This is a genomic window from Ancylobacter sp. G4_0304, assembly GCF_047501495.1.
GTDB lineage: Bacteria > Pseudomonadota > Alphaproteobacteria > Rhizobiales > Xanthobacteraceae > Ancylobacter.
Genome location: NZ_JAZDRM010000032.1, coordinates 1 through 15,714 on the forward strand (window position 1 = coordinate 1; position 15,714 = coordinate 15,714).

General features: G+C 67.7%; 23 protein-coding genes. All 23 read left to right on the forward strand.

The genetic code is table 11. The features are described 5' to 3' along the window. Nucleotides 1-97 precede the first annotated feature (97 nt). The 23 genes from VRZ77_RS16840 (at nt 98) to VRZ77_RS16950 (ending at nt 15,712) form a co-directional block, all read left to right on the forward strand. Nucleotides 98-835 (forward strand): N-acetylmuramoyl-L-alanine amidase, encoded by a 738-nt coding sequence (locus tag VRZ77_RS16840; RefSeq protein ID WP_414593766.1) that lies wholly within the window; start codon nt 98-100, stop codon nt 833-835. Nucleotides 836-843: 8 nt separating this feature from the next. Beyond that, nucleotides 844-1,314, forward strand: a complete 471-nt coding sequence (locus tag VRZ77_RS16845; protein WP_414593767.1) for a hypothetical protein — start codon at nt 844-846, stop codon at nt 1,312-1,314. A 4-nt stretch (nt 1,315-1,318) separates the two neighbouring features. Further along, nucleotides 1,319-1,534 carry a TraR/DksA C4-type zinc finger protein gene (locus tag VRZ77_RS16850; protein ID WP_414593768.1) on the forward strand — a complete coding sequence of 72 codons (216 nt, stop codon included), beginning with the start codon at nt 1,319-1,321 and terminating at the stop codon, nt 1,532-1,534. Beyond that, entirely contained in the window at nt 1,534-1,899 is a 366-nt protein-coding gene (locus VRZ77_RS16855) for a DUF2730 family protein (protein WP_414593769.1), read from the forward strand. Before VRZ77_RS16850 ends, VRZ77_RS16855 begins: the two co-directional genes overlap by 1 nt. After that, nucleotides 1,896-2,198, forward strand: a complete 303-nt coding sequence (locus VRZ77_RS16860; RefSeq protein WP_414593770.1) for a hypothetical protein — start codon at nt 1,896-1,898, stop codon at nt 2,196-2,198. Before VRZ77_RS16855 ends, VRZ77_RS16860 begins: the two co-directional genes overlap by 4 nt. Nucleotides 2,199-2,201: 3 nt before the next feature. Continuing rightward, the gene (locus VRZ77_RS16865) at nt 2,202-2,813 is read left to right on the forward strand and encodes a phage protein Gp27 family protein (protein ID WP_414593771.1); all 612 of its coding nucleotides are present in this window, start codon (nt 2,202-2,204) and stop codon (nt 2,811-2,813) included. Beyond that, a complete protein-coding gene (locus VRZ77_RS16870) occupies nt 2,800-4,434 on the forward strand; it encodes a hypothetical protein (RefSeq protein ID WP_414593772.1) in 1,635 nt (544 codons plus the stop codon). Before VRZ77_RS16865 ends, VRZ77_RS16870 begins: the two co-directional genes overlap by 14 nt. Then, nucleotides 4,428-6,095, forward strand: a complete 1,668-nt coding sequence (locus tag VRZ77_RS16875; RefSeq protein WP_414593773.1) for a DUF935 domain-containing protein — start codon at nt 4,428-4,430, stop codon at nt 6,093-6,095. Before VRZ77_RS16870 ends, VRZ77_RS16875 begins: the two co-directional genes overlap by 7 nt. Beyond that, complete coding sequence (locus tag VRZ77_RS16880; protein ID WP_414593774.1) at nt 6,082-7,422, forward strand: phage minor head protein; 1,341 nt, start codon at nt 6,082-6,084, stop codon at nt 7,420-7,422. Before VRZ77_RS16875 ends, VRZ77_RS16880 begins: the two co-directional genes overlap by 14 nt. Nucleotides 7,423-7,751: 329 nt before the next feature. Then, on the forward strand, nt 7,752-8,765 hold the full coding sequence (locus tag VRZ77_RS16885; RefSeq protein WP_414593775.1) for a phage protease: 1,014 nt from the start codon (nt 7,752-7,754) through the stop codon (nt 8,763-8,765). Next, nucleotides 8,762-9,121, forward strand: a complete 360-nt coding sequence (locus VRZ77_RS16890) for a hypothetical protein (protein ID WP_414593776.1) — start codon at nt 8,762-8,764, stop codon at nt 9,119-9,121. Before VRZ77_RS16885 ends, VRZ77_RS16890 begins: the two co-directional genes overlap by 4 nt. 34 nt (nt 9,122-9,155) lie before the next feature. Next, nucleotides 9,156-10,115 carry a capsid protein gene (locus VRZ77_RS16895; RefSeq protein ID WP_414593777.1) on the forward strand — a complete coding sequence of 320 codons (960 nt, stop codon included), beginning with the start codon at nt 9,156-9,158 and terminating at the stop codon, nt 10,113-10,115. A gap of 4 nt (nt 10,116-10,119) precedes the next feature. Further along, nucleotides 10,120-10,512, forward strand: coding sequence for a hypothetical protein (locus tag VRZ77_RS16900; RefSeq protein ID WP_414593778.1), 393 nt, complete (start codon nt 10,120-10,122; stop codon nt 10,510-10,512). A 131-nt stretch (nt 10,513-10,643) separates the two neighbouring features. Then, nucleotides 10,644-10,910 carry a hypothetical protein gene (locus VRZ77_RS16905; protein WP_414593779.1) on the forward strand — a complete coding sequence of 89 codons (267 nt, stop codon included), beginning with the start codon at nt 10,644-10,646 and terminating at the stop codon, nt 10,908-10,910. A 6-nt stretch (nt 10,911-10,916) separates the two neighbouring features. After that, on the forward strand, nt 10,917-11,387 hold the full coding sequence (locus tag VRZ77_RS16910) for a phage protein Gp36 family protein (RefSeq protein ID WP_414593780.1): 471 nt from the start codon (nt 10,917-10,919) through the stop codon (nt 11,385-11,387). Continuing rightward, on the forward strand, nt 11,387-11,887 hold the full coding sequence (locus VRZ77_RS16915) for a phage virion morphogenesis protein (RefSeq protein ID WP_414593781.1): 501 nt from the start codon (nt 11,387-11,389) through the stop codon (nt 11,885-11,887). The genes VRZ77_RS16910 and VRZ77_RS16915 overlap by 1 nt, the downstream gene beginning before the upstream one ends. Next, entirely contained in the window at nt 11,884-12,474 is a 591-nt protein-coding gene (locus VRZ77_RS16920) for a hypothetical protein (RefSeq protein ID WP_414593782.1), read from the forward strand. Before VRZ77_RS16915 ends, VRZ77_RS16920 begins: the two co-directional genes overlap by 4 nt. After that, on the forward strand, nt 12,471-13,079 hold the full coding sequence (locus VRZ77_RS16925) for a hypothetical protein (RefSeq protein WP_414593783.1): 609 nt from the start codon (nt 12,471-12,473) through the stop codon (nt 13,077-13,079). The genes VRZ77_RS16920 and VRZ77_RS16925 overlap by 4 nt, the downstream gene beginning before the upstream one ends. A gap of 1 nt (nt 13,080) precedes the next feature. Further along, complete coding sequence (locus VRZ77_RS16930; protein ID WP_414593784.1) at nt 13,081-13,260, forward strand: hypothetical protein; 180 nt, start codon at nt 13,081-13,083, stop codon at nt 13,258-13,260. A gap of 36 nt (nt 13,261-13,296) precedes the next feature. Then, nucleotides 13,297-13,680 carry a GPW/gp25 family protein gene (locus VRZ77_RS16935; RefSeq protein ID WP_414593785.1) on the forward strand — a complete coding sequence of 128 codons (384 nt, stop codon included), beginning with the start codon at nt 13,297-13,299 and terminating at the stop codon, nt 13,678-13,680. Continuing rightward, complete coding sequence (locus tag VRZ77_RS16940; RefSeq protein WP_414593786.1) at nt 13,677-14,387, forward strand: baseplate J/gp47 family protein; 711 nt, start codon at nt 13,677-13,679, stop codon at nt 14,385-14,387. The genes VRZ77_RS16935 and VRZ77_RS16940 overlap by 4 nt, the downstream gene beginning before the upstream one ends. Before the next feature lie 15 nt (nt 14,388-14,402). Beyond that, nucleotides 14,403-14,558, forward strand: a complete 156-nt coding sequence (locus VRZ77_RS16945) for a hypothetical protein (protein ID WP_414593787.1) — start codon at nt 14,403-14,405, stop codon at nt 14,556-14,558. Continuing rightward, nucleotides 14,555-15,712 (forward strand): phage tail protein, encoded by a 1,158-nt coding sequence (locus VRZ77_RS16950; protein WP_414593788.1) that lies wholly within the window; start codon nt 14,555-14,557, stop codon nt 15,710-15,712. Before VRZ77_RS16945 ends, VRZ77_RS16950 begins: the two co-directional genes overlap by 4 nt. Nucleotides 15,713-15,714 lie beyond the last annotated feature (2 nt).

The following is a 15,714-nucleotide window of genomic DNA, read 5'->3' on the forward strand; positions in this document are numbered from 1 at the left end:
ACCCCACCCGGCTTCGGAGCCCTCATGTCCCCCGTTACCTTCTGTCTGATCTCCGGCTTCCTTGTCGCCGTCGCCATCGCCAGCTGGTTCTGAGGCGATGGACAACCGCGAGATCCAGCGTGCGCTGTTCGCGCTCGGCTATGACCTTGGCCCGGCTGGCGCCGACGGCATCATCGGCCAGAAGACCTGGTTGGCGATCCGACGTTTTCAGTACGACTACGGGCTTGTCGTTGACGGCGACGTCGGCCGGCACACCGAAAAGGCCCTGAAAGAGGCGATCACGCCGGCCCTTCAGGCGCGGCCGGAGCCCGACAAGTCGGCCATGGCCGGCCCGTCCCTGGAGATCGCCGAAAGCCTCGACGACAAACTCTGGCTGCCGCCGAACGCCGGCCAGCTGATCCTGCGCACCACGGCGAGACGGATCGTCGAGATCATCATCCACTGCGCGGCGACGCCGGAGGGTCGCGATTTCTCGGTCGCGGACATCCGCTCCTGGCACAAGCAGCGCGGCTTCTCGGATATCGGCTACCACTATGTGGTCTACCGCGACGGCCGTGTTCTGGAGGGCCGGCCGGTCGGACAGGTCGGCGCTCACGTCGCCGACCACAACACCGGCACCATTGGCGTCTGCTACATCGGCGGGGTCTCCGCCGATGGGAAGATCGCCAAGGACACCCGCACCCCGGCGCAGCGCGCCTCGCTGCTGTGGCTGGTCGCCCAGCTCAAGGCCCGCCACCCCACCATCCGCAAGGTCTCCGGCCACAACGAGTACGCCGCCAAGGCGTGCCCGTCGTTCGACGTGCGCCGCGACCGGCTCGGCTCCATCATCAATTGAGGATCATCATGCGCAGCATCGCGTCTCTCGTCTCCCTCGCCATCATCGCCCTGGTGGCGATCGCCTGGGCACTCGCGCCGGTCCTCGCCCTGGCGGCGGCCGGCGACACCACGGTGTCGGCCGCGCCGATCGTCGGTGCGATAGAGCCGCTCATCTCCGCCGCGCTCGATGCGGTCATCGTCGTCGCCATCGGCTGGGCGGCCGGCCTCATCCACAAATGGACCGGCATCCAGATCGAGGCCCGGCATCGCGAAGCGCTGCATTCGGCCGCGATGACCGGGGTGACGCGCGTGCTCAATGCTCTTGGAGAGCGCGCCGAAAACCTCACTTATGAGGCGCGGTCGCAGGTCGCGGCGCAGGCGGTCGGATGGGTGACGGAATCCGTCCCGGATGCGGTGCGTTACCTCGGCGCGACGCCCGACAAGATCGGGGCCATCGTAAGCGCCAAGCTCGGCCAGCTGATCGCCGACGCGAAATAGCGCCGTGGACGATTTCGACCAGGCGCAGAGGCTTGAAGAGCGCCAGCGGGAAGATGCGCTGGCAGCTCTGGCCTTGAGCATGGGTGGCGACGGCCGGAAAACCTGCCTGGCCTGCGGCGAAGAAATCGCGCTGGAGCGCCGGATGGCGGTCCCGAACGCAGTGCGGTGCGTGGAATGTCAGCAGCGCGTGGAGCGCTATTGCAAGCTAAGGGCGCGTTGATGGAAGAGTTCCTGCTGCGTTGGGGGCCGCTTCTGCTGGCCGCATTCGGCCTCATATATTCGATCGCGTCGTCCCGCGGGAAGGCGGCGAACGATCGCGTGGCGAAGATCGAGACCAAGCTCGAAGAGAAGGCAAGCGCCACCACCGTGCAGGTCGTGGTGGGCAAGCTCGATATCGTCGAGGACCGCGTGAGCAAGGTCGAGGGTGAGCTGAAGCACCTGCCGGATCGGGACATCACCCATCGCCTGGAGCTGGCCATCAGCAAGCTGGAAGGGCGGATCGAGGTCATGGACGAGCGGCTCCAGCCGGTCGCCGAGATGGCGAAGCGAGTGCAGAATCGCATGTTCGAGGAGGTGCGTCCGTGACGCGCGAACAGTGGCTCGCCGAGGAGGCGCGGCTCATCATCCTGAAGACGCTGGCCGAAGAGCCGAACGAGAGCCTCAACAGCAACCTGCTGACGCGCCATCTGCGCGAGCGCTTCGGCATTCCGCGTGATCGGCCTTGGGTGCATCTCCAGCTCGACCATCTCGCCGAGATGGGCGCGGTGACGATCGTACCGGCCGAAACGGTCAAGATCGCCACGCTCACCCATACCGGCCATCGCCACCTCCAGCGCGAGATCGTCATCGAGGGCGTCAAGCGTCCGTCCCGGCCGGGGGAGTGAGCCATGGCGAGCGGGCGCGGACGGCTTTCGTTCTGGGATACGCTGCCTGAGTGGGGCGACGAGGCTCGGTTGTGGGCGTTCGAGCAGCTCGCCGCCCGAGCCCTGACGCAGATGGAGATCCTCGACGGCGTCAATGAGCGCCTTCGGACGGCCGCTTGGCAGGAGGGCATCACCAGCGACATTCCGCAAGCCAGCCGCTCCTCGCTCAACCGCCTGTCCATGCGCCGCGCCGCGACCGTTCGCCGGATGGCCGAAGCCAAGGCGCTTTACGAAGGTCTTGCCACCCAGTTCGACCACAATGACGTCGACACCAGCTCGGTTGTTTTGGGCGAGTTCCTGAAGTCGCTGGTGCTCGAAATTGCCGAGACGGATGGCGTCGGCACCAAGGGCGCCATGGAGCTCGCCCGCGCTTACCAGTCCGTCGTTTCGGGCATGAAGATCTCCGACGATCGCCGGCGCCGGTTGCAGGCCGACTACGACACTAGGACCGCGAAGGTAATCGAAACAGCAGCGAAGGAAGGCGGACTGTCGGCCGCGGTGGTGGCGCAGCTGCGCCGCGACTTCCTTGGCGTTCGGCCGAAGCCGGCGACGGAGGGCGGACATGCAGGCGCCTGATCCCGACAAGGTCGCGGGTGCGCCGGTTCTGTCGCGCGACCCCGCCTCACTTCCGCCGGAGCTGCCGCGCGGCGCCGAGATCCCTGATGATCTCGATCCATATGCTGACGGCGTGCTGATGCGCCATCAGGCCGAGTGGCTTGAGGACGAATCCGACCTGAAGCTTGCGGAGAAGGGCCGGCGCACCGGCGTGACGTTTGCCGAGGCGCTCGATGCCACGCTGATCGCGGCGACGAAGAAGAGCGCTGGCGGCCAGAACTACTTCTACATCGGCGACACCAAGGACAAGGGTCGCGAATTCATCGGCTACGTCGCACATTTCTCCCGAGTGATCGCCGGTGAGCTGGGCAAGATCGAAGAGTTCATGTTCGACGACGGCGTCAACCCGGACGGAACGCCCAAGAAGATTCCCGCCTTCCGGGTTCCGTTCGCTAGCGGGCGTCGGGTCGAGGCGTTGTCCTCCCGACCGGAGAATATTCGCGGTCTGCAGGGTACGGTTGGCATCGACGAGGCAGCCTATCATCAGGACGTCCGTGAGGTGATCGACGCTGTGAACGCGCTGCTGATCTGGGGCGGCAAGGTCCGCGTGATCTCGACCCACAAGGGCGTCTTGAACCCGTTCAATGGATTGATCCGCGAGGCTAAGGCCGGGAAGGTGCCGTTCTCGTGCCACTTCATTCCCTTCGCCAAAGCCGTGGCCAACGGGCTCTTCCGGCGTGTTTGCGCCATTACCGGGAAGACTTGGTCTGCGGAGGCCGAAGCGGCCTGGGAGAAGAAAATCCGCGGTTCCTATGGTGTGCGCATCGCCGCCATGCGTCAGGAGCTCGATGCAATCCCGGCCGAAGCGGAAGGAGCGGCGCTTTCCCGCGTCCAGATCGAGGCGCGGATGCAGGCCGGTATTCCTGTCGTGGTCTGGCATTGCAATGACGATTTCAAAAGCGCGCCGGAACATATGCGCAAGGCGGCAGCGCTCGATTTCTGCAAGCGCGAACTCATGCCGCTCCTGGATCAGCTCGACGCGCATCGGCCGCATTATTTCGGCGAGGACTTCGCGCGCATCGGCGACGCCACGGTCATTCTTCCGGCCGAGCTCGGTCGCGATATGGTCCGCCGCGTCGTGTTCCAGCTTGAGCTGCGCAACGTCCCGTTCGAACAGCAGCGCGAGATACTGTTCTATGTCGCGGACCGCCTGCCTCGTTTCTCGGGCGGCGCGCTGGATGCCAATGGCAACGGCGCGTACCTCGCCGAAGTCGCCCAGCAGCGCTATGGCGAGCATCGCATTGTCGAAGTGAAGGCGACGCCCGAATGGTATCGCAAAAACTCGACGGCCTATGTCGAGGCCTTCGGCGACGGGACCATCGTGCTGCCGCTGCACGCTGACACGATCAGCGACCATCAGGCGCTCCAATACGTGAATGGCGTGATCAAGGTGCCGGATGATCACCGCTTCAAAGGTGAAGACGGCTTCGAGCGCCATGGCGACAGCGCGATCGCCGGCGTGATGCTCTGGCACGCATCAAATCTCGCTCCTGTCGAGTACGCCTACACCCCGGTCTCCGCCCTCGATGGCGGGTCGGAAAGCATCTTCGCCGAAGACACCGGAGGCCGAGCCCTATGGTAGCCCGCATCCTCGGGCCGGACGGCCAGCCTGTCTCCTCGTCCGACCTCTCGAAAGAAGTCGCCACCCCGACAGTTATGGGCGTGCGCCAAACCGCGGCCGATGCGGTCGCCTCGGGGATGACGCCGGAGCGCCTGGCCGACGTGCTGCGGCGTGCGGCGATGGGCCATGCGCGCGACTATCTCACCCTCGCGGAAGAGATGGAGGAGCGCTACCTGCACTATGCCAGCCAGGTGCAGACCCGCCGCCTTGCCGTCGAGGGCGTGACGCCGACCGTGGAATCTCCCAAGGGCTACCCGACCGCCATCGTCGATGCCGTCCATGCCCTGATCGATACGCCCGAGCTGCTCGACGCGATCGGCGCGCTCACGGACGGCATCGCCAAGGGCTACGCCGTCGTCGAGCCGATATGGGAGTACCAGGACAAGCTGCTGCGCCCGGTCGAGCTCAAATGGCGCGACCCGCGCTATTTTCAGTTCGAGCGGATCGGCCTCACCGAGCTGCGCCTCGCCAGCGACAGCAGCCTGGACGGCGTGCCGATCACAAAGCCGACCTTCATCGTCCACATGCCGCGCTCGAAAACCGGCATTCCGCTGCGGCGTGGCTTCGCCAGGGCGGCGACCTGGGCATTCATGCTCCAGAACTTCGCGTTGAAGGACTGGGCGGCCTTTGCCGAGATCTATGGCGTTCCCCTGCGGCTCGGCCGCTACCATGCCGGCGCCAGCGAGACAGACAAGAAAGCGCTGCTGCGCGCGGTGCGCAACCTCGCCAACGACGCCGCCGCCATCATCCCGATCGGCATGGAGCTGGAGCTCATCGAGGCGGATGGCTCCAAGGGCGAAGCGGTGTTCGGCGGCCTGCTCGACTATCTCGACAAGCAGGTGTCGAAGCTGGTCGTCGGCCAGACCATGACGTCCGACGACGGATCGAGCCAGGCGCAGGCGAAGGTGCACGACAAGGTGCGCCTCGACATCACCCAGGCCGATTGCCGCCAGCTCGCCACCACGCTCAACCGCGACCTGATCCCGTGGTTCGTGGCGATGAACTTCGGGCCGCAGTCGGCCTATCCCAAGCTCTCGCTGCCGGTCCCCGAACCCGAGGACGTGAAGGAGCTGACCGAGGCGGTGGCGCGGCTGGTGCCGCTCGGGCTGAAGGTCGGCCAAAAGGAGATGCGCGAGAAGATCGGCCTGTCCGAGCCGGCCGAGGATGACGAGCTGCTGACGCCGCCGGCGGCGCGCCCGGCGCCGGAGGATGGCGAGGAAGAGGACGAGGACGAGGACGAGGACGAGGACGAGGATAAGGGCCCCCCGCCACCGAAGCGCCCAGGCAAGCCGGCCCGGCTCTCGGCACATCATGGCGGGTGCCGGTGCCCGAGCTGCGCCACCGCACCGGCCGGCCTCGCGGCAGAACCCGGCTACGGCCCGACCGAGATCGACAGCGAGGCCGAGCTCGACGGCTTCCTGGTCGAGGCGCTCGCGGATTGGGAGGCGGATGCCGATCCGCTGCTTGCCCCGCTACGCGAGGCGCTAGCGGCCGCCACTTCCTACGACGAGCTCGAAGCCATGCTGCCGGAGATCGCGGCGAAGGTCGACGGCTCGAAGATCGCCATGAAGCTGGCCGTCGCGATGGCGAAGGCGCGCGGACTTGGCGATGCGAGGGATTAGCGCCGCGGCGCGGTCGTTCTTCGCGCACCTGGTCTCACTCGCCGGCAAGGTGGCGGATGCGTTCCCGACGCCGCCCGAGGTGTTGGACTATTTCCGGGACAAGAAGCTCCAGCCGCGTTTCTCCTGGCTGGATGTCTGGGGCGAGGAGCACGCGCACGGCTTCACCGTCGCCGGCGTCCTGGAGGAGCGCGTGCTGGCCGAGTTCAAGGCCGCCCATGACAAGGCGCTTACCGGCGGCACCGGCTTCGACAAGTTCAAGGCGGACATGGAAAACCGGCTGAAGCCGCTCGGCTGGTGGGGTGCGCGCGACGTCGTCGACCCCGAAACCGGCAAGGTCAAGACAGTCGACTTCACCCGCCCGCGCCGGCTTGAGGTCACGTTCTGGTCGAACATCCGCGCCGCACGTGCCGCGGGCCAGTGGGACCGTATCCAGCGCACCAAGCGCGCGCTCCCGTACCTCCTCTATGTCCGCACCACGGCGAACGATCCGCGCCTGGAGCATCTCGCCTGGGCCGGCATCATCCTGCCTGTCGATCATCCGTTCTGGCGGACCCATTTTCCGCCCAACGGCTGGATGTGCAAATGCGCGGTGCGCCAGATCTCGGCCGCGCAGGCCGAGCGACTGCTCGGCCGGTCGCCGGAGGATGGCGGCGTCATCTATCGCGACACCCCGCCGGAAGAGCGCTTGAAGACCTTCATCAACAAGCGCACCGGCGTACGCACGCAGGTGCCGGAAGGGATCGATCCAGGCTGGCACACCAATCCGGGCGTCGGTCGGTCGCACACGCTGGGGCGCATTCTCGCGGACCAGCTCGACGACACGTCGGCCGATCGCGCCCGCCCGCGCATCCAGCGCCTGATCGAGAGCGAGGGGTTCCGTTCGGGGCTCTGGCGAGCCCAGCGGCTGGGCGCCGAGCGGCTAGCGTTGGAAAAAGCCGGCCTAACCCGAGCGCAGATCGATGTGGAACTGCCGTGGCAGCATGCCCCGATGCCCGTCGCCAGCCTGACGCCGGATCTCGCCAAGGATCTCGGTGTCGCGCGGTCCACGGTCACGGCGACCGACGCGGCACTCGGGCATGCGCCGGCGCACCACTATCCCGACTGGATATGGTCGCGTGTACAGGAGATGATCGACACTGGTGAAATCTGGCGCGGTGCGGATGGACGCGTAATCGTGCTGGAGGAGCTCGACGGGCGGCTGTTTTTTATCGTGCTGCGACCGGTGCCGGGTGGGCGTCTCGGCATTTCCACCATGTTCCAGCATAGCAAAGGACGCCAGAGCGGATATGTCACCAAGGAGCTTCGCGGACTGACCAGGGTGAGGTAAATGCGGGGGGAGGTCGTCAACCCTCCTGGCGAGCACGCATGCTGACCGGGACTGTCCCCGCCTGTTCATCATAGCTCGCGTGCATCAGCGGAGCAACATCGGCCCGACATTTCCATATTTGCCCGCTCAGCCGTACTACTGCCTGCCGACCTGCCTTCGGTGCCAAGCGGAACAAACGCCCGCACACGGCTTTCAAATGGCCTTCAAATTTGATCCTGTGCGCGTAGGGTAGACCGCATCCGCTTCGCGCCCACGGCTCGGGCGCCCGCTATCGGCTGGTGACAGCTGTCACCAGCGCAGCGCGAGGGCGACGCATCTAGCGTTGCCCCATGTCGCAACATCACCTCGCCCTCCTTGCATCCGCTACCGAGCTCGCCACCGGCGTCATTGCCGGCGAGCTCGCCGCGCTCGCCGCCGACGCCGCCGCTCCCGACTGGATCAAGGTCGCGCCGGCCGGCCGTGTCGAAACCCGCGACGGCCGCTCTTTCGCCTTCGACGCGGCTGCGCTTGTCGCGCGGTTCAAGGCGGACGCCATCTCGATCCCGGTCGACCTCGATCACAGCGTCGCACTCCGCGCGCTCGTCGGTGAGGCCGGCACCGTCGCGGGCTGGGCGGCGGAACTCCAGGCGCGCGCCGACGGTCTCTATGCCCGCGTCGAATGGCTGGAGCCCGGCAAGTCCGCGCTCGCCGCGCGCACCCATCGCTACGTCTCGCCGACCTTCCATCATGACGAGGCCGGCAATGCGACCTGGCTGCATTCGGTCGCCCTCGTTCCGGCCCCCGCCCTTGCCATGCCCGCCGTCGCCTCGGCGGCTCCCCAGAAGGATCAGCCCATGCTGAAGAATGTCGCCGCGGCGCTCGGTATTGCCGAGAGCGCCGACGAGGCCGCGTGCCTCACGGCCATCGGTACTCTGAAGACCGGAACGGTTTCCAAGGCGCTTTACGACCAGGCGGTGACCAATCTCGCCGCCGTCACTGCGCAGAAGGATGCCGCCGAGACCAAGCTCGCCACACTGGCCGCCGAGGGTCACCAGAAGCAGGTCAACGAGCTGCTCGACGGCGCCCTGAAGGCCAAGAAGATCATTCCGGCCCAGCGCGAGGAATACGCCAAGCTCTGCGCGACCGCCGATGGCCTCAAGCAGGTGAGCGATCTTCTGGAGAAGACCCCCGCCAATCTCCAGGCCTCCGGCCTCGATGATCGCGCGCCGGAGACCGGCGGCGACCAGGAGACCCCGGTCGCGCTCGCCGCCCGCGCCACCGCCTACCGCACCAAGATGGCGGCGGGCGGTGTCCACATCTCGGCCGCCGATGCGGTCATCGCCGTCAAGGGAGGCGCGAAGTGACCCCGACCTTCATCAAGTCCCACCTCGCCGCGGCGGCGATCGCGCCCTACCGCATCCTCAAGCTGGACGCTACCGGCGTCTCCCAGGCCGCGGCCGCCACAGCTGACATCGTCGGCGTGTCCGATTCCATGGGCGCCGACGCCGGCAAGATGGCGGATGTGATCCAGGGCGGCTGGGCCGAGGTCGAGTATGGCGGCAACGTCGTCGCCGGCAAGCCGCTCACCGCCGACGCCCAGGGCCGCGCGATCCAGGCCACGGCCGGCGCCGGCGTGCGCATCATCGGCTTCGCCCAGGCCGGCGGCGCGCTCGGCGACATCGGCGCCGTGCTGTTCGCTCCCGGCTATTTCTCCGCCTGACGGCGGCTCACCCGACACCTGACAGAGGTTCTCCATGGCCCGCCGTCCCTTCACCGTCGACCCGGTTCTCACCGCGGTGGCGATCGCCTACCGCAACCCCGCTCACACGCTGATCGCCGACGAGGTGCTGCCGCGCCAGGATGTCGGGCAGGAGCGTTTCAGCTGGACGGAATACCCGCTCGCCGAGGGCTTCACCGTTCCCGACAGCCGCGTCGGCCGCAAGGGTCAGGTCAATCAGGTCGAGTTCAGCGGCACCGAAAAGACCTCCGAAGTCGAGGACTTCGGCCTCGACGCTCCCGTAGTCAATTCCGACGTGACGGCCGCCGCGGCTGCGCGGGCGCGCGGGCTCTCCACCTATGACCCGGAGGCGCGGGCGGTCGAGGGGCTCACCAATCTCGTCACTCTCGGCCGCGAGGTCCGCGTGGCGGCCGTGGTGCAGGACCCGGCGAACTATGCGGCGACCCGTCGTGTCACCCTTGCCGGCACCGACCAGCTCAGCGACTTCGACGATTCCGATCCGATCGAGACGATCCAGGAGGCGATCGACGGCACGCTGATCTATCGGCCGAACACCTGCATCATGGGTCAGCCGGTCTGGTCGGTATTGCGCCGGCACCCGGTGCTCATCAACGCGGTGAAGGGCAACCTGACCAATAAGGGTCTCATCAGCCGTGAGCAGTTCTGCGAGCTGTTCGAGATCCAGCGCCTGCTGGTCGGCGAAGCCTTCGTGAACGTCGCGAAGAAGGGCCAGAACGTCAATCTCGCGCGGGTCTGGGGCAAGAACATCGCCCTGCACTACATCGATCCCTCGGCGACCCCGGATCAGGGCCTCACCTGGGGCATGAGCGCCCAGTTCGGCACGAAGATCGCGGGCCGCATTGAGGATCCCGACCTCGGCCTTGAAGGCGGATACCGCGTTCGTTCCGGCGAGCGGCTGAAGGAGCTGGTGATCGCCAAGGATGTCGGCTTCCTGATCCAGAACGCGGTCGCGTAAAGCCATGGCAAAGCGCGCGACCAAGGCCACGGCGGGGGCTGAAAAGCCCGCCGGTACCGATAACCCCGAGAGCAAAACCGGACCGGCGGACGAGACTTTGTCGTCCGCCGGTCGGGGTGAGAGCTCCGAGGGGAATTCCGAGGAGGCCAAGCCCGTCGACAAGGTCGACGGCGAGGCCGCCCAGGCGCTGGGCAGGAAGCCGCCGGCGGACGTTGCGGAGGTCGCATCCGCCCCCGAGCGCCGGCTTTTCATCGCCGCCTCGCTCATCAAGCGCGACGGCCAGCGCTTCGCGCCCTTCGACACCATGACGCTCACTGAGGACGAGCACGCGCCGCTGTTTCGAGCGGGAGCGGTTGCCGTTCCGTGGGAGGCCGGCGGCCGCGCCGTCGAGCCCTGATCCCCTCTCCGCGCGCCGTCGCGACAGCGTCGCGCGGCGGGATGGTCCGGCACCATGCGTCCTCGCCGCATGCGGACCCGCGACGGGGGCGGTTCGCCGCCCCCGTCCTCCTCAAGCCCGCTGGAGCACCCATGACGACGCACAAATCCCTGCCTGTCCACGGCTACCGTCCCCAGGGCGGAGAGGCCGTTCGCCTGGTCAATGAGCACAAGCAGATGGAGGAGGTGCTGCTGCGCCGCCTCGACGAGCTCGCCGCCCGGTCCGATATCGACAAGCGCTGGCTCGCGATCGGCCGCACCGCCATCGAGCAGGGCTTCATGGCCGTCAACCGCGCGGTGTTCCAGCCGGAACGTGTCAGCCTGCCGGGCGACGCGCCGGTCGATAACCTCGACGTGTGACGCGCCATGTTCGCCACGCTCGCCGACGTGCTCGCCCGCTACCCGAACGAGGCAACCATCCTCGCGGCGGACGAGACGACGCGCGAGCGCGACGATGCGCGCATCGAGGCGGCGCTCACCGACGCCGCGGCCGAGATCCGCGTCATCCTGTTCGCCCGCTACACCCGCGCCGATCTCGACCGGATCGACGATGACAGCCGCGAGGCGCTGCGGATCTACGCCATCGACATCGCTCTGTACCGGGTCGCGCTGGCTTTCGGCCGTGGCAACGATCGGGTGAAGGATCGCTACGACATCGCCATCAAGCGGCTGGAGGCCATCGGCGCCGGCAAGGCGTCGCTGTCCTTTGACGGGCCGGGCGGCGGTGGTGCGGGCGGCGGCGGCTCGGCGCTGGACCCGTCCTCGGTCGGGCCGGCCGAGGCGATCGTGGAGGCGCCGGAGCGCCTGTTTACCCGTGAACGACTGAGGGGGCTGTAATGTCGGGCATCTCCATAGTCGTCGAGATCGACGGTGTGCTGCCGGTGGATATGCTGGAGCGGCTCGCCGGCGCCGACACCACGCCGCTCATGACCGACATCGGTGCCGTGCTGGAATCCTCCATGCGCGAGCGCGTCGAGGACACCAAGACTGGGCCGGACGGCACGCCCTGGGCGCCCAACCGCGCCGGCACGTCCACCCTGCTGGAGACCGGCCGGCATCTGCGCGACAGCTTCGCTTTCATCGCGAGCCAGGACCAGGTGCTCGCCGGTGCCTCCTGGGAATACGCGCACGTCCACCAGGACGGCGCAGTGATCAAGGCCAAGGATGGCGGCCGGCTCTCCTTCCTCATGGGCGGCAAGCGGGTTTTCGCGAAGAAGGTCACGATCCCGGCTCGCCCGTTCGCCGGCATCTCCACCGATGATGAAAGCGAGATCCAGCGCGTCACCCGCGAGTGGTTGCAGAGCCACATTTCCGGGCTTGGGGAGGGGTTGCAATGATCGCGCCCCGCACCCTTGCGCAGCGCCTGGAAGGCGCGCGCCTCGCCGCCCTGGCGCCGGCCATCGTCGCCACCCTGAAGCCGCTTTACCCCGGCGTGACGGTGAAGGAGCTTCCGGGCCGGATCGACATCTCAGACATCCTCGCCGGCGATGTCTATGCCGCGCCCATGATCGGCATCTGCCTGACGCGCATCCGCCAGCCGATCAGCGTCGATGGTTCCTTCGAGCTGCCCACCGACATCACCGCCATCATCGTCACCGAAGACCAGGCGATCGGCAGCAAGGCGGTCGAGCGGGCGGAGCTGGCCTATGCCATTGGCCTCGGGCTGTTCGAGGTGCTGGTCGACCTCGATGTCGCGCGCTGGGGGCTCGCCTCGATCACGTCGCCGACGGATGCGGAGATGCGGCCGCTGGTCACCGCGAAGTCGTACACGGCCGGCACCGCCTATTACGCGCTGACATGGCGCCAGAGCCTGATCGGCTTCGGCGAGGATCCGCTGGCGCGCCCGCCGGTCGAGACCGTGGAAACGGTTCTGGATGGCGAAGCCGTCGCCTTGCCGGCCGACCTGTCGGGGTGGCCGGTATGAGCGCACAGAGCGATTTCCGTCTTCGCCAGCTGGAAAAGCGCCTGCTGCGCAATGAGCGCCAGCTGGTCGACGCGCACCAGCGCATCGCGCGTACCTTTCTGCCGGGCAAGGTCGCCCAGGTGCGCAAGGCCGGCGAAGACTGGCAGGTGCGCTTGGAGCTCGGCCGCAACCCGGAAAACGGCGTCGCGATCCTGTCGCCCTGGGTGCCGGTGCAGCCGGTCAGCGCCGGCGGGCTCAAGGTCAAGGTGAAGCCCACCATCGGCGAGCGCTTCGGACTGCTGTCGCCGTCCGGCACGGTAGGCTCCGGCTCCTGGTCGATCCGCGGCCCGTTCGACAATGACCACCCCGCGCCGGCTGGCGACGAGGACGTGGTGCTGGAGCGCGGCCGGACCCGCCTCGCCATTCGCGAAGGCATGGTGCTGGTCACCACCGGCGACGCCACGATCGAGATCTCGGGCGACGAGGTCCGCGTCAATGGCAAGGCGATCAGGTTCGGCAGCGAGAGCCTCTCCCACAACGATCACAACATCGGCTCGACGCATCGTCATCCGGGCGTCGAGCCCGGTGGCGCCTTCACGCTTCCCCCCCCACCCCTGGAGCTCTGACATGGAAAAGAAGCCCTACCGCATCGCCACGGAGCGCCCGATCGCCGGCCGCATGCGCAAGGTTGATGAGGTCGTGAACCTGACCGCTCGCGAGTACGCGGCCGAGATCGGCTGGGGCGGGCTGGAACCCGTCGAGCCGGAAAAGCCGGCGAAGAAGGCCGCGAAGGCCGCCGAGCTTTGAAGGGCGCTTGAAATGGCTCTCACCACGCGGACGGGAATGGATCGGAGCACCGGGCGGCTGCTGCGCGGGCGCGCGCATGCCGAGCAGTCGGTACGCGATATCCTGGCGACGCGGAAGAACCAGCGGGTGATGCGCCTCGACTATGGCTCGGACCTCGACTCGCTGCGCGGCGAGAACCTGACCGCGGCGAACGTGCTGAAAGCCTATGCCGAGCTCGTCCAGGCCGTGCACAGCCAGGAACCGGGCGTGCGGATCGGGCGGATGGAGCCGAACTACCTGTCGGGCCGCGAAGGCGCGGCCGGATTCCTGCTGCTCTACAGCTTCTATCCCTATGGCCATCTCGGCGATTTCTCGGTGGTGGAGCTCGTCTCCATGCAGCTGCCGACATCGGTCCTGGTACGGACGGGAGCCGCGTCATGACGGATGGCGTCACTCTCGCCGCGCTGGACGGACTGCCGCCGGCGGCCGTCATCGAGGAGCTGGATTTTGAGGCGAGCGTGGCCCGCAAGGTCGCGCGCTTCCAGGACCTGTGGGAAGCCCGGCGCCTACTCGACCCGAGCCTGCCGGCCATCGACACGCTGCACCTGCCGAGCGATCCGGGCCGCAAACTCATGGAGGAGGGTGCCTACGACACGATGGATCTGCGGGCGCGGATCAACGACGCGGCGCGCTCGAACCTGCTGTTCTACGCGCAGGGCTCGGACATCGACCAGCTCGTCGTGTTCCACGACGTGGTGCGGCTGGCGCTCGAAGACGACGATCAGGTGAAGAGCCGGACCGTCCTCGCCATTGCGGGGCGCTCGCCCGGCGGACCGAAGGAGCGTTACGAGGCAGTGGCGCGCTCCACCAGCGCTCGGGTGCGCCACGTCTCGGCCTACCGCATCGGCCGCGACCCGACCATCAACATGGCGGTGTATTCGACCGACGCTGATGGCGTCGCCGATCCCGATCTGCTCGCCGCGGTTCGCGCCAGGCTGGAGGCGCCGGGCGTCGCGCTGTTCAACGACGTGTTCAACGTGCGCGGTGCCGTGCGCTATGTCGTCGATATCGCCCTCGATGTCTGGCTACTGCCCGACGCCCCGCTCTCGATCCTCGACGAGATCCCGGCCGCGCTCCGGCGCGCCTAGGCCGCCGAGACCAACATGGGCTTCGATCTGGTCGCCGAGTGGGTCCAGGCGCGGGCCATGATTTACGGAGTGAAGCGCGCGCGACTGACCAGCGCCGAGCGTGCGGTTGAGCCTTTCGAGGCCATCGCCCTGGGCTCCATCGTCCCGAACTATCGCGGGAGGGCCTATTGACCCGCGACGCCGGCGCCCTGCTGCCCACCAGCGCCTCGCTCTATGAGCGCACCCTTGCGCGCGCGATCGATCCCAGCGACGAGCTGGGGCCGGTCATCGACGCGATGCACGGCCTCAAGATCAACAATCCGCCGGCCTCGTTTCTCCCTTACATCGTGTGGGAATATGGCCTCGGCATGCTCACGCCGTTCGTCACCAACGTCTATGAGCTCATAGAGGCCGGGGTCGATTGGGAGCGTGAGCGCGGGACGCCGACCGCCGCCGATCGGGCGCTGGGGTGGCTCGGCTACACCGCGACCTATGAATATGCGCCGCCGCGCCGGCGCTGGTGGAACATGGTCCAGCTGGAGCTGGACCGACTGCCGGACGACGAAGCGGATCTGCCGCGCGTCAACGGGTTGATGGACCTGTCGATCCCGTTCCGCTCGGACTTCTGGCGCGGCTATCACGGCTACGACGTCCGCGCGGCCGAGGCCGGTTACTCGCCGGCCAGCGCGTGCCTTGCGTCCGATGACAGCGGCATCCGCGTCACCGGCGGCAAAGCCAAATGGTCCTTCGGCCGCGAGGTCGAGATCACCCACGACGTAACGGCCGAGGATCTGGCGCGGCTCGGGATCGACGATCCTTACGCCATCACGATCGACGGCGAGCCGCTGTTCATCGGCGAGGATGTGTTTCGTGCCTTCGGCGGACGGCGCCAGTGGCGCGGTAAGTGGACGGCGTTGCCCTGGCGGGCGCCGGCGACCTATGCGGCGTCGGTGCTCATGGCCCAGTCCGCCGGCACCGGGCCGGCCTGGGCGGTGTTCCTCGACGACGGCGGCGAGGTTCTGTTCTGCCGCCGCTGCCGGGTCCGGCGCATCGTCACGCCGGCGATCGACGGACCCTATGCGTGCGCAGGAGGGCGCTACGCGCCCGGCGTCGGCGTCCATCTCTACCTTGAGGCGCTAACCGACTTCGACGAGGCGCCCGGCACGGTGGCGACCAGCGTCGGCTTCATCCTGTCGGCCGAGCCGCTCGCCGGCCATCCGCGCGGCGCGGCCCATCTGCCGCCCGATGGTCTGGCCGACACTTCGGCGCTCATCGCCGAGACCCCCATCCATATCGAATTCGGGCGGACCGTGCGTGAGCGCGTCGCCTGCCTGTTGAGGTTCTGACA

Coding starts and splice junctions, on each gene's coding strand:
- VRZ77_RS16840 (WP_414593766.1), top strand. CDS start 98: ATGGACAACCGCGAGATCCAGCGTGCGCTGTTCGCGCTCGGCTATGAC.
- VRZ77_RS16845 (WP_414593767.1), top strand. CDS start 844: ATGCGCAGCATCGCGTCTCTCGTCTCCCTCGCCATCATCGCCCTGGTG.
- VRZ77_RS16855 (WP_414593769.1), top strand. CDS start 1,534: ATGGAAGAGTTCCTGCTGCGTTGGGGGCCGCTTCTGCTGGCCGCATTC.
- VRZ77_RS16865 (WP_414593771.1), top strand. CDS start 2,202: ATGGCGAGCGGGCGCGGACGGCTTTCGTTCTGGGATACGCTGCCTGAG.
- VRZ77_RS16870 (WP_414593772.1), top strand. CDS start 2,800: ATGCAGGCGCCTGATCCCGACAAGGTCGCGGGTGCGCCGGTTCTGTCG.
- VRZ77_RS16875 (WP_414593773.1), top strand. CDS start 4,428: ATGGTAGCCCGCATCCTCGGGCCGGACGGCCAGCCTGTCTCCTCGTCC.
- VRZ77_RS16880 (WP_414593774.1), top strand. CDS start 6,082: ATGCGAGGGATTAGCGCCGCGGCGCGGTCGTTCTTCGCGCACCTGGTC.
- VRZ77_RS16885 (WP_414593775.1), top strand. CDS start 7,752: ATGTCGCAACATCACCTCGCCCTCCTTGCATCCGCTACCGAGCTCGCC.
- VRZ77_RS16895 (WP_414593777.1), top strand. CDS start 9,156: ATGGCCCGCCGTCCCTTCACCGTCGACCCGGTTCTCACCGCGGTGGCG.
- VRZ77_RS16900 (WP_414593778.1), top strand. CDS start 10,120: ATGGCAAAGCGCGCGACCAAGGCCACGGCGGGGGCTGAAAAGCCCGCC.
- VRZ77_RS16905 (WP_414593779.1), top strand. CDS start 10,644: ATGACGACGCACAAATCCCTGCCTGTCCACGGCTACCGTCCCCAGGGC.
- VRZ77_RS16910 (WP_414593780.1), top strand. CDS start 10,917: ATGTTCGCCACGCTCGCCGACGTGCTCGCCCGCTACCCGAACGAGGCA.
- VRZ77_RS16915 (WP_414593781.1), top strand. CDS start 11,387: ATGTCGGGCATCTCCATAGTCGTCGAGATCGACGGTGTGCTGCCGGTG.
- VRZ77_RS16920 (WP_414593782.1), top strand. CDS start 11,884: ATGATCGCGCCCCGCACCCTTGCGCAGCGCCTGGAAGGCGCGCGCCTC.
- VRZ77_RS16925 (WP_414593783.1), top strand. CDS start 12,471: ATGAGCGCACAGAGCGATTTCCGTCTTCGCCAGCTGGAAAAGCGCCTG.
- VRZ77_RS16930 (WP_414593784.1), top strand. CDS start 13,081: ATGGAAAAGAAGCCCTACCGCATCGCCACGGAGCGCCCGATCGCCGGC.
- VRZ77_RS16935 (WP_414593785.1), top strand. CDS start 13,297: ATGGATCGGAGCACCGGGCGGCTGCTGCGCGGGCGCGCGCATGCCGAG.
- VRZ77_RS16940 (WP_414593786.1), top strand. CDS start 13,677: ATGACGGATGGCGTCACTCTCGCCGCGCTGGACGGACTGCCGCCGGCG.
- VRZ77_RS16945 (WP_414593787.1), top strand. CDS start 14,403: ATGGGCTTCGATCTGGTCGCCGAGTGGGTCCAGGCGCGGGCCATGATT.